Origin of the sequence: Paracoccus pantotrophus, assembly GCF_008824185.1 — a bacterium.
Taxonomy (GTDB): Bacteria; Pseudomonadota; Alphaproteobacteria; order Rhodobacterales; family Rhodobacteraceae; genus Paracoccus; species Paracoccus pantotrophus.
On the sequence record NZ_CP044425.1, the window covers coordinates 477,441 to 493,785 of the forward strand.

The 16,345-nt window shown below is 69.4% G+C and carries 17 protein-coding genes; 1 reads left to right on the top strand and 16 read right to left on the bottom strand.

Annotated features, from left to right (window positions below; translation table 11 throughout):
• The 10 genes from ESD82_RS10145 to ESD82_RS10190 form a co-directional block, all read right to left on the bottom strand.
• Positions 1-912 carry a branched-chain amino acid ABC transporter permease gene (locus ESD82_RS10145; protein WP_114669241.1) on the bottom strand — a complete coding sequence of 304 codons (912 nt, stop codon included), beginning with the start codon at positions 910-912 and terminating at the stop codon, positions 1-3.
• 60 nt (positions 913-972) lie between these two features.
• On the bottom strand, positions 973-2,118 hold the full coding sequence (locus ESD82_RS10150; protein ID WP_028710263.1) for an ABC transporter substrate-binding protein: 1,146 nt from the start codon (positions 2,116-2,118) through the stop codon (positions 973-975).
• Positions 2,119-2,220: 102 nt separating this feature from the next.
• Complete coding sequence (locus tag ESD82_RS10155; protein WP_114669243.1) at positions 2,221-3,861, bottom strand: AMP-binding protein; 1,641 nt, start codon at positions 3,859-3,861, stop codon at positions 2,221-2,223.
• Between the two features lie 66 nt (positions 3,862-3,927).
• Positions 3,928-4,323: a RidA family protein gene (locus ESD82_RS10160; protein WP_024843844.1), complete on the bottom strand. Its 396-nt coding sequence runs from the start codon at positions 4,321-4,323 to the stop codon at positions 3,928-3,930.
• Positions 4,316-4,735, bottom strand: a complete 420-nt coding sequence (locus ESD82_RS10165; RefSeq protein WP_024843845.1) for an acyl-CoA thioesterase — start codon at positions 4,733-4,735, stop codon at positions 4,316-4,318. Before ESD82_RS10165 ends, ESD82_RS10160 begins: the two co-directional genes overlap by 8 nt.
• A complete protein-coding gene (locus ESD82_RS10170; protein WP_147429213.1) occupies positions 4,732-5,865 on the bottom strand; it encodes an acyl-CoA dehydrogenase family protein in 1,134 nt (377 codons plus the stop codon). Before ESD82_RS10170 ends, ESD82_RS10165 begins: the two co-directional genes overlap by 4 nt.
• An 89-nt stretch (positions 5,866-5,954) precedes the next feature.
• Positions 5,955-6,767 (bottom strand): enoyl-CoA hydratase family protein, encoded by an 813-nt coding sequence (locus ESD82_RS10175; RefSeq protein WP_024843847.1) that lies wholly within the window; start codon positions 6,765-6,767, stop codon positions 5,955-5,957.
• Positions 6,764-7,201 (bottom strand): MarR family winged helix-turn-helix transcriptional regulator, encoded by a 438-nt coding sequence (locus ESD82_RS10180; protein WP_147429212.1) that lies wholly within the window; start codon positions 7,199-7,201, stop codon positions 6,764-6,766. The genes ESD82_RS10175 and ESD82_RS10180 overlap by 4 nt, the downstream gene beginning before the upstream one ends.
• Positions 7,198-7,938 carry an SDR family NAD(P)-dependent oxidoreductase gene (locus ESD82_RS10185; RefSeq protein WP_024843849.1) on the bottom strand — a complete coding sequence of 247 codons (741 nt, stop codon included), beginning with the start codon at positions 7,936-7,938 and terminating at the stop codon, positions 7,198-7,200. The genes ESD82_RS10180 and ESD82_RS10185 overlap by 4 nt, the downstream gene beginning before the upstream one ends.
• Positions 7,935-10,220, bottom strand: a complete 2,286-nt coding sequence (locus ESD82_RS10190) for a bifunctional salicylyl-CoA 5-hydroxylase/oxidoreductase (protein ID WP_147429211.1) — start codon at positions 10,218-10,220, stop codon at positions 7,935-7,937. The genes ESD82_RS10185 and ESD82_RS10190 overlap by 4 nt, the downstream gene beginning before the upstream one ends.
• A gap of 140 nt (positions 10,221-10,360) precedes the next feature.
• Between ESD82_RS10190 and ESD82_RS10195 the strand changes: the two genes are divergently transcribed.
• A complete protein-coding gene (locus tag ESD82_RS10195) occupies positions 10,361-11,476 on the top strand; it encodes a 3-hydroxyacyl-CoA dehydrogenase (protein WP_147429210.1) in 1,116 nt (371 codons plus the stop codon).
• A 1-nt stretch (position 11,477) separates the two neighbouring features.
• On the opposite strand, the gene ESD82_RS10200 is transcribed toward ESD82_RS10195, so the two are convergent.
• The 6 genes from ESD82_RS10200 to ESD82_RS10225 are packed head-to-tail and all read right to left on the bottom strand — an operon-like array spanning position 11,478 to position 16,345.
• Positions 11,478-12,218: a fumarylacetoacetate hydrolase family protein gene (locus ESD82_RS10200; protein WP_024843777.1), complete on the bottom strand. Its 741-nt coding sequence runs from the start codon at positions 12,216-12,218 to the stop codon at positions 11,478-11,480.
• On the bottom strand, positions 12,215-13,150 hold the full coding sequence (locus tag ESD82_RS10205) for a sugar kinase (protein ID WP_024843778.1): 936 nt from the start codon (positions 13,148-13,150) through the stop codon (positions 12,215-12,217). The genes ESD82_RS10200 and ESD82_RS10205 overlap by 4 nt, the downstream gene beginning before the upstream one ends.
• A gap of 1 nt (position 13,151) precedes the next feature.
• Positions 13,152-14,072: an NAD(P)-dependent oxidoreductase gene (locus ESD82_RS10210; protein ID WP_028710259.1), complete on the bottom strand. Its 921-nt coding sequence runs from the start codon at positions 14,070-14,072 to the stop codon at positions 13,152-13,154.
• Positions 14,069-14,803, bottom strand: coding sequence for an amino acid ABC transporter ATP-binding protein (locus ESD82_RS10215; protein ID WP_147429209.1), 735 nt, complete (start codon positions 14,801-14,803; stop codon positions 14,069-14,071). Before ESD82_RS10215 ends, ESD82_RS10210 begins: the two co-directional genes overlap by 4 nt.
• Positions 14,804-14,855: 52 nt before the next feature.
• Positions 14,856-15,653 carry a transporter substrate-binding domain-containing protein gene (locus tag ESD82_RS10220; RefSeq protein WP_024843781.1) on the bottom strand — a complete coding sequence of 266 codons (798 nt, stop codon included), beginning with the start codon at positions 15,651-15,653 and terminating at the stop codon, positions 14,856-14,858.
• A 35-nt stretch (positions 15,654-15,688) separates the two neighbouring features.
• Positions 15,689-16,345: an amino acid ABC transporter permease gene (locus ESD82_RS10225; RefSeq protein WP_024843782.1), complete on the bottom strand. Its 657-nt coding sequence runs from the start codon at positions 16,343-16,345 to the stop codon at positions 15,689-15,691.

Here is a 16,345-nt window from a genome sequence, read left to right on the forward strand (position 1 = left end):
TCAGGCCCTCGCCCCGAAAAGCCCCTGCGGCCGCAGGATCAGCACCACGGCCATCAGCACATAGATCAGCACCGAGGCCAGCGAGGCGCCCACGGTATTGGCGCTGGACGCGTCCAGCACCCGCGACAGCAGCCCCGGCAGCAGCGCCTTGCCCAGCGTGTCGGTCATGCCGACCAGCAGCGCGCCGATGAAGGCGCCCTTGATCGAGCCGATGCCGCCGATCACCACCACGACGAAGGCCAGGATCAGCACCGGCTCGCCCATGCCGACCTGCACCGACTGGATGGTGCCGACCAGCGCGCCCGCCAGTCCCGCCAGCGCCGCGCCAAGCGCAAAGACGATGGTGTAGAGCCGGGCGATGTCCACCCCCAGCGCGCCGATCATCTCGCGATCCGCCTCGCCGGCGCGGATGCGGATGCCCAGCCGGGTGCGGGTGATCAGCCACCACAGGCCCAGGGCCACTGCCGCGCCGAAGCCGATGATCACCAGCCGGAACAGCGGATAATGCAGTCCGCCCGGCAGCACCACCGCGCCGGAAAGCGAGCCGGGCAGCTTGAGGTAAAGCGGGAAGGAACCGAAGAGCCAGCGCGTGCCCTCGGAGAACACCAGGATCAGCGCGAAGGTCGCCAGCACCTGGTCCAGGTGGTCGCGGGCGTAAAGCCGGCGGATCACCGCGATCTCGACCAGCGCACCCGCGGCGGCGGCGGCCGCCAGGCTGGCGACCAGCCCCAGCCAGAACGAGCCGGTGGCCGCCGCCACCGCCGCGCAGGCGAAGGCCCCGGTCATGTAGAGCGAGCCATGCGCAAGGTTGATCAGCCCCATGACGCCGAAGACCAGCGTCAGCCCGGCCGCCATCAGAAACAGCATCATCCCGTATTGCAGGCCGTTCAGCGCCTGCTCGGCCAGAAGCATCACCGCTTTCTCTCCCGATTTGCCAGGGGGCCGGGCTTTGTCGACCCGGCCCGGCAGGGCTTACATCTTGCACTGCTCGGCATAGGCGTCGCCATGGTCGGCCATGGCCGGGCCGATGATCTTGTTGGTCAGCACCTCGCCTTCCCTGACCACCTCGCGCACGTAATAGTCCTGGATCGGGTGCTGGTTCGGGCCAAAGCGGAACTTGCCGCGCACGCTGGGGAAATCCGCTTCGGCCAGCGCGGCGCGGAAGGCATCGGCATCGCCCACATCCGCCTTGGCGACGGCCGAGAGCAGCAGGTTGGCCGTGTCATAGGCCTGCGCCGCGTAAAGCGAGGGCAGCCGGCCGTATTCGGCCTGGAAGGTCTCGACGAAAGCCTTGTTGGCCTCATTGTCCAGATCCTTGGACCATTGCGCGGTGTTCCTGACCCCCAGCGCGGCATCGCCCACCGCGGGCAGGATGTCCTGGCTGAAGCTGAAGGCCGGGCCGATCACCGGCTTGCCGACGCCGGATTCGGCATATTGCTTCATGAAGGCGATGCCCATGCCGCCGGGCAGGAAGAAGAACACCGCATCCGCGTCGCTGGCGCGGATCTGGGCGATTTCGCCGGCGTAATCGGTCTGGCCGACCTGGGTATAGATCTCGCTGACCACCTCGCCCTTGTAGTAACGCTTGAAGCCCGCCAGCGAATCCTGCCCGGCGGGATAGTTCGGCGCCATGATGAAGACCTTGCCGATGCCGGCATCCGTGGCATGGGCGCCCGCCGCCTCGTGCAGGTTGTCGTTCTGGTAGGAGACCGAGAAGTATTTCGGATTGCAGCCCGCCCCGGCCAGCTGCGAGGGCGCGGCATTGGTGGACAGATAGAACTTGTCCTGCGCCACCGCCGCCGGCACCACCGCCATGGCGAGGTTCGACCAGACGATGCCGGTCAGCACGTCCACCTGTTCGGACTGGATCATCTTGTCGGCGATCTGCACCGCGACATCGGGTTTCTGCTGGTCGTCCTCGATCACCAGCTCGACCTGCTTGCCGGCATCGCCGGCGTTCTTCAGCGCCAGCAGGAAGCCATCGCGCGTGTCGACGCCCAGCCCGGCCCCGCCGCCCGACAGCGTGGTGATCATGCCCACCTTGACGGGTTCGGCCTGGGCGGCCCCGGCCAGGGCCAGGGCGGCAGAGCCGCAGATCAGCAGTCTTTTCAGTTTCATGTCGAACTCCCTGAATAATGCGCGATGATTGGTCGTCGCATGTTTTTATGATGCGGTCGCGGGCTGCAACGGCTTTCGCGCATCAGTCCGCAACCCCAAGGGTCACGCCCGCCCTTCCAGCAGACGGAATCGCTGGATCTTGCCGCTTTCGGTCTTGGGCAGCGCCTCGGCAAAGACCACGCGGCGCGGGTATTTGAAGGGCGCGATGACGGATTTGACATGATCCTGCAAGCATTTGGCCAAGGCCTCGCCGGCCGCGGCACCGGGGCGCAGCACGACATGCGCCTCGACGATCTGGCCGCGCGCCTCGTCCGGGGCGCCGACCACGGCGCATTCCAGCACGTCGGGATGGGCCAGCAGCGCCGCCTCGACCTCGGGGCCGGCGATGTTGTAGCCGGCCGAGACGATGATACCGTCGGTGCGGGCGGCAAAGTGGAAATAGCCCTGCTCGTCGCGCCAGAAACTGTCGCCGGTCAGGTTCCAGCCGTCCTGCACATAGGCGCGCTGCTTCTCGGGGTCGGCCAGATAGCGGCAGCCGACCGGGCCGCGCACTGCCAGCCGCCCGGTCTCGCCCGGCGGCAATTCGCGCCCGTCCGGGCCGATGATCCGCGCCTCGTAGCCCGCGACCGGGCGGCCGGTGCAGGCCGGGCGGCTGTCACCGAAACGGTTGGTCAGGAAGATGTGCAGCATCTCGGTCGAGCCGATGCCGTCCAGCATCGGCTTGCCGGTCTTGGCCATCCATTCCTCGTAGACCGGGCCGGGCAGCGTCTCGCCGGCCGAGACGGCGGCGCGCAGGCTGGACAGGTCGGCGCCCTCGTCCATCGCCCGCATCATCACCCGATAGGCGGTCGGCGCGGTGAAGCAGATGGTGGCGCGGTATTTCTGGATGATCTCGACCATGTTCGGCGGCGAGGCGTTCTCCAGCAGCGCCGCCGAGGCGCCGAAGCGCAGCGGAAACACCGCCAGCCCGCCCAGCCCGAAGGTAAAGGCCAAAGGCGGCGAGCCGACGAAGACATCCTCGGGCCGCACCTCCAGCACCTCGCGGGCATAGCCGTCGGCGATGATCAGGATGTCGCGGTGGAAATGCATGGTCGCCTTGGGCTCGCCCGTGGTGCCCGAGGTGAAGCCCAGAAGCGCCACGTCGTCGCGCCCCGTGCGCACCGCCTGAAACCGCACCGGCTGCGACAGGGCGGCGCGGTCCAGCTCGGCATCGTGGTTCGCCGTGCCGTCGAAGCCGATCACGGTCTTCAGGTGCCGGCTGCCCTTGGCGGCCAGCGCCAGCTCGTCCATCAGCCTTGTGTCGCAAAGCGCGTGGCTGACCTGCGCCTTGTCGATGATCTTGGCCAGTTCGCCCGCGCGCAGCATCGGCATGGTGTTGACCACCACCGCCCCGGCCTTGGTCGCGGCCAGCCAGCAGGCCACCATGGCCGGGTTGTTGGCCGAGCGGATCAGCACCCGGTTGCCCGGCCGCAGGCCGTAAGTCTCGACCAGCGCATGGGCGATGCGGTTGGTCCAGTCGGTCAGTTCCTTGTAGCTGCGGATGCGGCCGTTGCCGATCAGCGCGATATGGTCGCCGAAACCCTTCTCGACCATGCAGTCGGTCAGCTCGACCGCGGCGTTCAGGTATTCGGGATAGGCGAAGCCCTCCAGCTTCAGCCGCGGCCAAAGCTCGGCCGGCGGCAGGTTGTCGCGCGAGAAGCTATCGACATGCGCCGAGGGTCCAAGCGGCGGATTGCCCGTCATCTTCAATCTCCCTGTTGGGCGGGCCGGCATCTTGTCGTGCCTTGGCCCGCTTGTGCCGCGCCCCCGTCAGGCGGGGATCACGGCGGTTGCCTCGATCTCGACCTTGGCGCGGTCCTCGACCAGGGCCACGACCTGCACCAGCGCCATGGCCGGATAATGCCGGCCGATGATCTCCTTGTAGGCTTGCCCGATGTCCTTGAGCGCGCCCAGATATTCGCGCTTGTCGGTGACATACCAGGTCAGGCGAACCAGATGTTCGGGCCGCGCGCCGGCTTCGGCCAGCACGGCGACGATGGATTGCAGCGCCTGGCGCACCTGCCCGGCGAAATCGTCGGTCTCGAATTCCTGCTGGTCGTTCCAGCCGATCATGCCGCCGGTGAACACCATCCGCCCGGTGGCGGCGATGCCGTTGGAATAGCCCGGCGTCGCCTTCCAGTTCCTCGGATGCAGAACCTCATGCACCATCGCTTGCCTCCATGAACGCGATCATCTTGCGGCGGATCGCCTCGGGCCAGGGCGCGGCGCGCCCCTGCGGCGTGACCCAGACCAGGGTCGAGACGCATTGCAGCTTCAACTGCCCGCCGGCGCTGGCCCGCTGCACCAGCCGCGCGCTGGAGCCGCCGACATGCTGCACCTCCAGCGCGAAATCCAGCACCTCGCCCAGACGCGAGGGCGCGCGAAACCCGGCCTCGATCTGCACGGTCGGAACCGCGCAATCCTCCTCGACATGGATGCGGGTGAAAGGATAGGCCAGCACCTCGGCAAAGAAATTCTCGATCACCGAGTTCAGCATCTCGAAGTAACGGGGATAGAAGACGATCCCCGCCGGGTCGCAATGGTTGAACTCGACCTGGATGCGGCGCCGGTAGATCATGCCAGAACGCTCCGGGCGATGACCACGCGCTGCACGTCGCTGGCGCCCTCGTAGATGCGCAGGGCGCGGATGTCGCGGTAAAGCGCCTCGACCGCGCTGCCGTGGCGCACGCCGTCGCCGCCATGCAGTTGCAGCGCGGCGTCGATCACCTCCTGCGCGGCCTCGGTGGCATAGAGCTTGGCCATCGCCGCCTCGCGGGTGACGCGCGGCGCGCCCATGTCCTTGGTCCAGGCGGCGCGATAGACCAGCAGCGCCGCCGCATCCACCTTCAGCGCCATGTCGGCCAGATGGCCCTGCACGATCTGGTGATCGGCCAGCGTGCCGCCGCCGGCCCGCGGCCGCCGCGCCCGCGCCAGGGCCTCGTCCAGCGCGCGGCGCGCCATGCCAAGCGCCGCCGCCCCGACCGTGGGGCGGAACACGTCCAGCACCGACATGGCGATCTTGAACCCCTCGCCCGGCCGGCCGATCAGCGCCGCATCCGGCAGCACCACCCCGTCCAGCTTCAGCCGGGCCAGGGGATGCGGGGCGATGACCTCGATCCGTTCGGCGATCGTCAGCCCGGCGCTGTCGGCCGGCATCAGGAAGGCCGACAAGCCCCGCGCGCCCGGTGCCTCGCCGGTGCGGGCGAAGACGACATAGAGATCGGCGATGCCGCCGTTCGAGATATAGGTCTTTTCGCCCGTCAGCCGCCAGCCGCCCGGGGCACGCTCGGCCAGCGTCGCGGTGCTGGCCACGTCCGAACCGGCGCCGGGCTCGGTCAGCGCGAAACCCGAGATCGCCCGGCCCGCGCGCGTTTGCTCCAGCCATTCCCGCTGGCCGGGAGTGCCGAACAGCGTCACCGCCCCCATGCCCAGCCCCTGCATGGCAAAGGCGAAATCGGCCAGCGGATCGTGCCGCGCCAGCGTCTCGCGGATCAGGCACAGGCTGCGCACGTCCAGCGCCTCGCCCGCGCCCGCGCCGCTATGACGCAAGAAGCCCGCCGCCCCAAGCGCCGCGACCAGCACCTTGCAGGCGGCATCGACATCGCCGTGATCCACCGGCAGATGCGCGGCGCACCAATCCTCAAGCGCCGCCGAAAGTTCGCGGTGGCGGGTCTCGAAAAACGGCCAGTCCAGAAAGCTCTTGTCCATCTTCCTTGTCCAAATATCCTCGGAGGTTGTCCATTGAGCCCGCCATTGGTCCGAGGACCAATGGACAACGGGGCAGACAGCCCCCGGCTTCAGTCGCCCTCGAACACCGGCTTTTCCCTGGCGACGAAGGCCCGATAGGCGCGCTCGAAATCACGGGTCTGCATGCAGATCGCCTGCGCCTGCGCCTCGGCCTCGATGGCCTGTTCCAGCCCCATGTTCCATTCCTGGTTCAGCTGGGTCTTGGTGATGCCATGGGCAAAGACCGGCCCCGCGGCCAGCCGCCGCGCCAGCGCCTGCGCCTCGGCCTCCAGCGCGTCCGCGTCATGCAGCGCGTTCCAGAAACCCCAGGCATGGCCCTCCTCTGCGCCCATCACCCGGCCGGTGTAAAGCAGTTCGGCCGCCCGCCCCTGGCCGATGATGCGCGGCAGCATGGCGCAGGCGCCCATATCGCAGCCGGCCAGCCCGACGCGGGTGAACAGGAAGGCACATTTCGCCTGCGCCGTCGCCAGCCGCAGGTCCGAGGCCATGGCCAGGATCGCGCCGGCGCCGACGCAGATCCCGTCCACCGCCGCGATCACCGGCTTGCCGCAGCCGATCATCGCCTTGACCAGATCGCCGGTCATGCGGGTAAAGGCCAGAAGCCCCTTCATGTCCATGCCGACCAGCGGGCCGATGATGTCATGCACATCCCCGCCCGAGCAGAAATTGCCGCCGTTCGAGGCCAGAACCACGACATCCACGTCGCGGGCATAAACCAGCGCGCGGAAGGTGTCGCGCAGCTCGGCATAGCTGTCGAAGGTCAGCGGGTTCTTGCGCTCGGGGCGGTTCAGGCGGATGGTGGCGATGCGGTCCCGCACCTCCCAGATGAAATGTTGCGGCTTCAGCCCGGCCAGCTCGGTCATTTCGCGCCCCCCATGCGTTTCAGGATCTCGGTCAGCAACTCGATGTCCTCCTCGGTCAGGCCGGCGAAGATGCGGTTCACCTCGGCCTCGTGATCGGCGGCGAAACCCTCGAAGGCCGCCAGCCCCTCGGGCGTCAGGCTGACGAAGACGGTGCGCCGATCGGTTTCCGAGGGCTCGCGCCGCGCCAGCCCGTCCCGTTCCAGCCGGTCCACCACCGCCGTCGCATTGCCGTTCGAGACCAGCAACATGCGGCTGAGCTCGCTCATGGTGACGCCCTCGCGCCGGCGATAGAGCGCGGCCATCACGTCGAAACGCGGCAGCGTCGTGTCGTGCCTGACCCGCAGGAACTCGCGCAGCTGCCCCTCGGCCGCGCGGGTGACGCCCAGCAGGCGGATCCACAGCTTCAGCCGGCGCTTGGACAGCGGATCGTTCATGCCTCGCCCCCCGAAATACCGATGGCCTGGCCGTTGACCCCCTCGGAGCCCGGCCCGCACAGCCACAGCGCCGCGGCGCTGACCTCGGCGGGCTGGATCAGCCGGCCCTGCGGATTGGTCGCGGTCAGCGCGGCCAGCGCCTGATCCCGGCTCTTGCCGGTCTTGTCCATGATGGTGGCGATGGAACGCGCCGTCATCTCGGTATCCAGAAAGCCGGGACACAGCGCGTTGACCGTCACCGGCCGCCGCGCCACCTCCAGCGCCAGGCTGCGCACCAGACCCACGACGCCATGCTTGGCCGCCGCATAGGGCGCGACATAGGCATAGCCGCGAAGGCCGGCGGTCGAGGCCACGGCGATCAGCCGGCCCCAGCCGGGCAATTGCGCCAGCCCCTCGCGGAAGGTCAGGAAGGTGCCGGTCAGGTTCACCGCCAGCATGGCGTTCCACTGCTCCAGCGTGGTGCGGCTGAGCGGCGCGCTGTCCGCCGCCCCGGCATTGGCGATGACGATGTCGCAGGGACCGGCCTCGGCGAACAGCGCCCTGACGCTGGCCTCGTCGGTCACGTCGGCGGTCAGGGCGCGGGCGCCGGTCCGTTCGGCCACGGCCTCCAGCGGTGCCTTGCGGCGGCCGCAGATCACCACCTCGGCCCCGGCCCCGGCAAAGGCGCGCGCCAGATCGGCGCCGGTGCCCGTGCCCCCCCCGGTGATCAGCACCCGTTTGCCCGCCATCGCCGTCATGCCCGGATCGCCTCCTGCGCGCGGCTGCGCAGCCGCAGCGCCTGGTCGCGGCCGGCCTGATAGGGCAAGGGCCAGGCCGCGGCCTCGTCCCCGGCCTCGACGGCGGCGTGCAAGGTCCAATAGGGATCGGCCAGATGCGGCCGCGCCAGGCAGACCAGATCGGCCCGGCCGGCCAGCAGGATGCCGTTCACCTGGTCGGCCTCGGTGATATTGCCCACCGCCATGGTCGCGAGCCCGGCCTCGTTGCGGATGCGGTCGCTGAACGGGGTCTGGAACATCCGGCCATAGATGGGCCGCGCCCCGGTGCTGGTCTGCCCGGCCGAGACGTCGATGATGTCGGCGCCGGCATCGGCGAACATCCGGGCGATCTCGACCGCCTCCTCGGGCGTCACGCCCTCGTCGCCCACCCAGTCATTGGCCGAGATGCGCACCGACATCGGCTTTTGCTCCGGCCAGACGGCGCGCATCGCCCGAAACACCTCCAGCGGATAGCGCATGCGGTTTTCCAGGCTGCCGCCATAGTCGTCCTCGCGCCGGTTCGACAGCGGCGAGATGAAGCTGGAGATCAGATAGCCATGCGCCGCATGCAGCTCGACCATGTCGAAGCCCGCCCGCGCCGCCATCTGGGTCGCGGCGACGAACTGGTCGCGCACCATGTCCATGTCGGCGCGGTCCATGGCCTTCGGCACCGCATTGCCGTCCTGCCACGGGATCGCGCTGGCCGAGATCAGCGGCCAGTTGCCCTGGGCCAGCGGCCGGTCGGCATCCTGCCAGCCCAGCTGGGTCGAGCCCTTGCGGCCGGAATGGCCGATCTGCATGCAGATCTTGGCCCGTGTCTCGGCATGGATGAAATCGACGATCCGCTTCCAGGCAGCCTCGTGTTCGGGCGCGTAGAGGCCGGGACAGCCGGGGCTGATCCGCCCCTCGGCCGAGACGCAGGTCATCTCGGTATAGACCAGCCCGGCGCCGCCCTTGGCGCGCTCGGCGTAATGGACGAAATGCCAGTCGGTCGGGCAGCCGTCCACGGCCTTGTATTGTGCCATGGGCGAGACGACGACGCGGTTTTCCAGCGCCATGTCGCGCAGCCGGAAGGGCGCGAACATCGGCCGCCGGCCCTTGCGCCCGCCGGCGCGTCCCTGAAACCAGTCCTCGGCCTGCCCCAGCCATTCAGGGTCGCGCAGGCGCAGGTTTTCGTGGCTGATGCGCTGCGAACGGGTCAGCAGCGAATAGGCGAATTGCAGCGGCTCCATGTCCAGGTAACGCTCGACCTGCTCGAACCATTCCAGGCTGTTGCGGGCGGCCGATTGCAGGCGCAGCACCTCGACGCGGCGTTCTTCCTGATAGCGTTCGAAGGCGCGCTGCATGGTCGGTTCGGAATGCAGGTATTCGGCCAGCGCGATGGCGCTGTCGAAGGCCAGCCGCGAACCCGAGCCGATCGAGAAATGCCCGGTCGCCGCCGCATCGCCCATCAGCACGACATTCTCGTGATACCAACGCTCGCAGATGACCCGCGGGAACTGGATCCAGACCGCCGAGCCGCGCAGATGCGCGGCATTGGACATCAGCGCGTGGCCGCCCAGATGGCGCTCGAAGATCCTGCGGCAGGTCTCGACCGATTCCTCCTTGGACATGTCGGCAAAGCCCAGCTTCTCCCAGGTCTCGGGCAGGGTCTCGACGATGAAGGTCGCGGTGTCGCCGTCGAACTGGTAGACATGCGCCCAGACCCAGCCATGCTCGGTCCGCTCGAAGATGAAGGTGAAGGCGTCATCGAATTTCTGATGCGTGCCCAGCCAGACGAACTTGCAGCGGCGGGTGTCGATATCGGGCTGGAACACCTGGGCATATTCGCTGCGCACCAGGCTGTTGATGCCGTCGCAGCCCACCACCAGGTCGTAGTCCCGGCGGTATTCCTCGGCCGAGCGGAACTCGGTCTCGAAGCGCAGGTCGATCCCCAGCTCGCGCGCGCGGGCTTGCAGCAGGACCAGCATCTGCTTGCGGCCGATGCCGGCGAAGCCATGCCCGCCCGAGACGGTGCGCACCCCGTCATGCACCACGGCAATATCGTCCCAATAGGCGAAATGGCTGCGGATCGCCTCGGTGCTGGCGGGGTCGTTCTGCTGCATCCGCCCCAGCGCGTCGTCCGACAGCACCACGCCCCAGCCGAAGGTGTCGTTGGCCTTGTTGCGTTCCAGCACGGTGATCTGGTGCGAGGGATCGCGCAGCTTCATCGAAATGGCGAAGTACAGTCCAGCCGGGCCACCGCCCATACACAAGATCTTCATCGCTCACCTCCCTGCGCCTTTTCGGCCTGTTGGGGAAAAGCTGCCAGCGAATCGGATTCGTTTCAAGTTTAAAATTTCAAGCTTGAAATGATTCTTGCCGATGGCATGATGTCCATGGGATGCAGCGCGGAGTTTCCGACATGACCACCATTGCCGTCATCGGCCTGGGCACGATGGGCCTCGGCATCGCCCAGACCTATGCCGCCGCCGGCTTTGCCGTGCTGGCGACCGATGCCGCGGCGGACGCGCGGAAAACGGCGCTGGAGCGGCTGCGCGCCGGCCTTGCGCCTCGGGTCCAGGCCGGCAAGCTGGCGCAAGCCGATCTGGACGCGACCCTGGCCCGCATCACCGTCGTCGAGGGCCCCGAGGCCATGGGCGCCGCCGATCTGGCCATCGAGGCGGTGGTCGAGCGCATGGAGGTCAAGCGCGCCCTGTTCGCGGCACTGGAATCGGTGCTGGCGCCCGATGCGGTGCTGGCCAGCAATACCTCGTCGCTGTCGGTCGCCGCCATGGCCGAGGGGCTTTCGCAGCCCCAGCGCCTGCTGGGCCTGCATTTCTTCAACCCGGCACCGGTGATGAAGCTGGTCGAGCTGGTGGCCCATCCCGGCACCGGTGCGGCGGCGCTGGACCGCGCCCGGCGTCTGACCGAGACCGCCGGCAAGACCGTGATCCCGTGCCCCGACCGGCCCGGTTTCATCGTCAACCGCTGCGCCCGGCCCTTTTACGGCGAGGCGCTGGCGCTGCTGGAGGAGGGCCGCAGCGCGGCCGAGATCGACGCGGCGATGCTGGCGGCGGGCTATCGGCTGGGCCCCTTCGGCTTGATCGACCTGGTGGGCGCCGACATCAACCTGGCCGCGACCGAAAGCCTTGCCGCGGCGATGGATGGCCACCCGCGCTATCACGTCTTCGAGGCGGCGCGGCGGCAGGTCGCCTCGGGCGCTCTGGGGCGCAAGACCGGCCGGGGCTTCGTTTACCCGGAAAAGCCCGGCCCCGCCCCCGAGGATGCCGCGGCCATCGTCCGGCGCATCGAGGCGACGCTGGTCAACGAGGCCGGCTGGCTTCTGGCCGAGGGCGGCACGACGCAGGAGGGCATCGACACGGCTCTGAAACTGGGCCTGAACTTCCCGCGCGGCCCGTTCGAGATCCTGGCCGCGCAGGGATGCGCGCGGGTGCGGGACCGGCTGGAGCGGCTGGCTGCCGCCGCGCCGGCCCATCTGTACGGGCGCTACCGGCCCGCGCCCATCCTGACGCGCTGATTCAGGGCCCGGCGAACCGGGCCGAGACCGCGGCCCCGCCGGCGCGGGCCCGCGCGGTCCGCGCACCGTCCAGTGGCAGCGGGCCGATCCGGGCGCCGGTGATGATGACGTCGCCTTGGCAGAGCGGCAGATCCTGCGCCGCCGCGTGACCGGCCAGCCAGGCCAGGAAATCCACCGCCTCGGCCAGGCTCGCCGCGGTCTCCGGGACCGCGACCCGGCGCTCGTCCAGCCAGAGCGCGATCCCCAGCGGGCCGGTCATGCCGTCGCGCCAATCGGGCAAAACATCGCCCAGCACGATCCCGGCCGAGCCGAAACCATCGGCCATCAGTTCCAGCGGCAGCACCGTCCCGCGGTCGGCAAGCCGCGGGGCGACCAGTTCGAAGGCCAGCCGCACCTCGGCAATGGCGTCCGCCGCGGCAGCGGCTGTCGCACCGGCGGGCAGGTCCGCGCCAAGGATCAGGGCGGTCTCGACCTCGATGCAAGCATCGGCCGGCAGCGGCGGCAAAAGGGCGTCCGAGCGGACGACCCCCCGCCCCGGCAGCGCCCCGGCATGGCGGTCGCGGCCGGCCAGCAACGCCATTTTCCAGGCACCGCCGCCTAGCGCACGGATCACCGCCCGTTGCACCGCATAGGCCGCGTCGGGATCGGGTGGCGGCGGGACCAGGCCCGGCAGGCGCGGCGCAGCGCCATGGACCGCCAGCAGGGCGCGGGCGGCGGCCTCGGGATCGAATGCGGCACTCATGTCGCCACCCCCAGGCCCAGATCGGGCATGGCGGGGCGCGGGATGACCGCACCGGGATGGGTGACGACGACCGCGGCCAGGCGGGCGGCAAGGGTCACGGCCGCGACCGGCGGCAGGCCGGCATCGCGCGCGGCCAGCCAGCCGGCGTTGAAGCTGTCGCCGGCGCCGGTGGTATCGACCGCGGCAACCATCGGGGGCAGCGGATGGGGCTCGATGCGGTCCTGGCCGGGCGGGCGGCGCAGCACCTTGCCCCCGCCGGTGGTCAGCACGATCTCGGCCCCGCCCAGCCCGGCCAGGGCCGCCATTGCCCCGGCCGGGTCCGCGATGCCGAAACAACCGGCCATGTCGTCCAGCGAGGGCAGGACCAGCGTCGCCAGCGCCGCCGCACGGCCGATCACCGCGCGCGCCGTGGCGGCATCGGGCCAAAGGGCGGGGCGGTAGTTCGTGTCCAGCACGATCCGCCCCCCCGCCGCCAACCGCCGTTCCAGCGCGGCCAGCAGCCGCTCGCGGCTTTCGGGCAAAAGGATCGCCAGCGTGACGCCGGACAGAAGCACCGTCCCGGCCTCGGCCACGGCCCCCAGCGCCATGTCGCCATCATCGAACATGCGCCGCGCCGGCGCCTGCTCGCGCCAGTAAAGAAAGCTGCGCTCGCCCCGCGCATCGGTCGAGATGAAGCTCAGTCCGGGCCGGCCGCCCGGCTCGGTGGCGCACAGATCGGCCACCCCCTCCTCGGCCATGACGCCGCGCAGCCAGGCGCTCATCGCGTCGTCGCCGAGTCGCGACAGGTAGCCGACCGAGCCGGCGGGCAAGAGCCGCGCCAGATAGATGGCGCTGTTCAGCGTGTCGCCGCCCGCGCGCCGGTCGAAGGTCGAGGGCGCATCGCGGCGGGCGGTGAACTCGACCAGCGGCTCGCCGATGCAAAGATAGCGCATGCTAGGCCTCGTAGGGGGTGGGCAGCGGCCGGCCGGCGAAATGGGCGGCGATATTGTCCAGCACCAGCTGCGCCATCGCGCGCCGCGCCTCGGCCGTGGCCGAGCCGATATGCGGGGTCAGCACGCAATTCGGGGCATCGAGCAGCGCCTGCGGCACGTTCGGCTCATCGTCGAAAACGTCGAGCCCCGCCCCGGCGATGGCGCCCGCATGGAGCGCCGCGGCCAGCGCCCCGGCATCGACCACCGGGCCGCGAGCGACATTGACCAGGACGCCATCGGGGCCGAGCGCCGCCAGCACGCCGGCATCGACCAGGCCGCGCGTATCCTTGCCCCCGGCGGCGGTGACGAAAAGCAACTCGCAATCCCGCGCCAGCGCCAGCGCATCGGGGCGGAAGCCGTCCGGGGCGTCCGGCCTTTCGTGCCGGGCGGTATAGAGCACCGCCATCCCCATGCCGCGCAGCAGGTCGGCCAGCCGGCGCCCGATGCGGCCATAGCCCAGGATGCCAGCCCGCCGCTCCAGCACCGAAAGGCCGAGGCCCAGCTTGCCGCCCGAGGACCATTGGCCGGCGCGCACGAAACGGTCGCCCTCGGCGATCCGGCGCCCCGCCGCCAGCGCCAGGCCAAGCGCCATCTCGGCCACGGCCAGCGACAGCACGTCGGGGGTGGTGGTGACGGCGATGCCGCGACGCCGCGCCTCGGCCAGGTCGACGGCATCGACGCCGACGCCGTTCACCGCGATCAGCCGCAGCGCCGGCAGCCGCGCCATCTGCGCCGCCGTGATCCCGACATTGCCGGCGGTCAGCACCGCCTCGACATCCGCCGCATCGCCGATGTCGCGGATCACCCGGTATTCGGCGGCAAGCCGGTCGGCCATGTCCTGCGGCTTCAGCTCGGCCAGGGCCAGGATGCGCGGCCGGGTCATGCGATCTGGCCCAGGAAGTTCTGCAACCGCTCGTTCTGGGGATTGCCAAAGAACTGGTCGGGCGCGTTCTCCTCGACGATCACGCCCTTGTCCATGAAGATCACCCGGTCGGCCACGGCGCGGGCGAACTCCATCTCATGGGTGACGCAAAGCATGGTCATCCCCTCGCGCGCGAGGTCGATCATGGTGTCCAGCACCTCCTTTACCATTTCCGGGTCCAGCGCCGAGGTCGGTTCGTCGAACAGCATGATGCGCGGCTTCATGCACAGCGCGCGGGCGATGGCGACGCGCTGCTGCTGGCCGCCGGAAAGCTGGGCCGGATATTTGTCGGCCTGTTCGGGAATGCGCACCCGCTCCAGGTATTTGCGCGCCGTCGCCTCGGCCTCGACGCGCGGGATCTTGCGGGTTTTCATCGGCGCCAGGACGCAGTTCTCCAGCACGGTCATGTGCGGGAACAGGTTGAAGGACTGGAAGACCATGCCGACATCCTGCCGCACCCGGGCCACGTTCTCGCCGCCGGCGGTCAGCTCCACCCCGTCCACGATGATGGTGCCGGATTCGATGGGCTCCAGCTGGTTGATGGTGCGGATCAGCGTCGATTTGCCCGAGCCCGAGGGCCCGCAGATGACGATGCGCTCGCCCCGCGTCACGGTCAGGTCGATGTCGACCAGGGCGTGATAGGCACCGTAATACTTGTTCACGGCACGCATGATGATGGCATGTTCGGTCATGTGGCTTTCCCCTGGGATGGCACGCGGCCGGGGCACGGCCGCGCGGCGCGCGTCACTGGGCGTTCTTGACGAAATCGGGCAGCGGCTCGCCCAGCCATTTCTGATGGATCTGGTCCAGCGTGCCGTCGGATTTCGCCTGGTCCACGAAGGCGTTGACCTGTTCCAGCAGCGCATCCGACCCCGGCGCAACGGCGATGCCCTGCACCTGGCTCGACAGGTCGAACTTCTTGTCGAAACGGTCGCCCGCGACGGTCGAGACCTGCGAGAACACCACGTTCGACAGCCCGATCAGCCTGACCTGCCCCGACATCAGCGCCTGCACCGCGCTGGCGTCGTCGTCAAAGCGGCGGATGTCGGTGCCCTGCGGCGCAACCGCGCTGACGCCGGTGTCCTGGGTCGAGGCGCGGGCGACAGCGAGGGACTGGCCCGCCAGCCCCTCGGGCGCGGCGATCTCCAGCCCGCTGTCGCCATAGACGGCGATGCTGATCCCGGCATAGGGTTTCGAGAAGTCGACCTTCTCTGCCCGCTCCTCGGTGATGCCCAGCGAGGCGACCAGTACATCGACCTGGCCCGAAAGCAGATAGGGGATGCGGTTCGGCCCGGTCACCGGAACGATCTGCGCCTGCACGCCCAGGAATTCGCCAAGCGCCTTGGCCACGTCGGCATCATAGCCATCGGGCTTGCCCGAGGCGTCCTGGATGCCGAAGGGCGGGAAATCGACCAGCATGCCCACCCTGACGGTGCCGGCATTCTTGACTGCGTCAAGATCGGCGGCGCTTGCGGGCGGGGCCAGCCCCATGGCCAGCGCGCCGGCGGCCAGGGCGGTAAAGATGCGACGGTTCAGTTTCATGGTTTCCTCCTCCGTGAAATCCTCTGCGCGGGGCTCTAGCGGGTGATCGCCAGCCGCATGCGCGCCTCCATGTGCCGGGCCAGAAGCGACAGGGGCCAGCACAGGACGAAATAAAGCGCGGCCACCGTGCCGAAGACCAGGAACGGCTTGAAGGTCGCGTTGTTGATGATCTGCCCGGCGCGGGTCAGCTCGGTGAAGCCGATGATCGAGGCCAGCGAGGTGCCCTTGATCAGCTGCACCAAGAAGCCCACGGTCGGCGCGGTCGCCAGCCGCAGCGCCTGCGGCAGGACGACATGGCGCATCCGGTCCCGGTAGGACAGCGACAGCGCCACCGCCGCCTCGGTCTGGCCCGGCGGCACCGCCTCGATGGCGCCGCGCCAGATCTCGCCCAGGTAGGCGCTGGCATGCAGCGTCAGCGCGACGGCGGCGGCCAGCAGCGGGTCGATGGGCAGGCCAAGGACGGCAAGGCCGAAATAGACCAGGAACAGTTGCATCAGCAGCGGCGTGCCCTGGAAGACCTGGATGAAGCCCGCCGCGATCCGGCGCGGCAGCCGGCCCTGCGCGGTCCGCGCCAGCGCGACGGCCAGCCCGCCGATGGCACCGCCAAGAAAGGCGATGGCCGAGAGGATCAGCGTCCAGCGGACGGCCGAGACGATGAACAGGATGTCGGCAGAGGAAAATTCGCGGATCAT

Coding starts and splice junctions, on each gene's coding strand:
- ESD82_RS10145 (WP_114669241.1), bottom strand. CDS start 912: ATGCTTCTGGCCGAGCAGGCGCTGAACGGCCTGCAATACGGGATGATG.
- ESD82_RS10150 (WP_028710263.1), bottom strand. CDS start 2,118: ATGAAACTGAAAAGACTGCTGATCTGCGGCTCTGCCGCCCTGGCCCTG.
- ESD82_RS10155 (WP_114669243.1), bottom strand. CDS start 3,861: ATGACGGGCAATCCGCCGCTTGGACCCTCGGCGCATGTCGATAGCTTC.
- ESD82_RS10165 (WP_024843845.1), bottom strand. CDS start 4,735: ATGATCTACCGGCGCCGCATCCAGGTCGAGTTCAACCATTGCGACCCG.
- ESD82_RS10170 (WP_147429213.1), bottom strand. CDS start 5,865: ATGGACAAGAGCTTTCTGGACTGGCCGTTTTTCGAGACCCGCCACCGC.
- ESD82_RS10175 (WP_024843847.1), bottom strand. CDS start 6,767: ATGACCGAGCTGGCCGGGCTGAAGCCGCAACATTTCATCTGGGAGGTG.
- ESD82_RS10180 (WP_147429212.1), bottom strand. CDS start 7,201: ATGAACGATCCGCTGTCCAAGCGCCGGCTGAAGCTGTGGATCCGCCTG.
- ESD82_RS10185 (WP_024843849.1), bottom strand. CDS start 7,938: ATGACGGCGATGGCGGGCAAACGGGTGCTGATCACCGGGGGGGGCACG.
- ESD82_RS10190 (WP_147429211.1), bottom strand. CDS start 10,220: ATGAAGATCTTGTGTATGGGCGGTGGCCCGGCTGGACTGTACTTCGCC.
- ESD82_RS10195 (WP_147429210.1), top strand. CDS start 10,361: ATGACCACCATTGCCGTCATCGGCCTGGGCACGATGGGCCTCGGCATC.
- ESD82_RS10200 (WP_024843777.1), bottom strand. CDS start 12,218: ATGAGTGCCGCATTCGATCCCGAGGCCGCCGCCCGCGCCCTGCTGGCG.
- ESD82_RS10205 (WP_024843778.1), bottom strand. CDS start 13,150: ATGCGCTATCTTTGCATCGGCGAGCCGCTGGTCGAGTTCACCGCCCGC.
- ESD82_RS10210 (WP_028710259.1), bottom strand. CDS start 14,072: ATGACCCGGCCGCGCATCCTGGCCCTGGCCGAGCTGAAGCCGCAGGAC.
- ESD82_RS10215 (WP_147429209.1), bottom strand. CDS start 14,803: ATGACCGAACATGCCATCATCATGCGTGCCGTGAACAAGTATTACGGT.
- ESD82_RS10220 (WP_024843781.1), bottom strand. CDS start 15,653: ATGAAACTGAACCGTCGCATCTTTACCGCCCTGGCCGCCGGCGCGCTG.
- ESD82_RS10225 (WP_024843782.1), bottom strand. CDS start 16,345: ATGATCCGCGAATTTTCCTCTGCCGACATCCTGTTCATCGTCTCGGCC.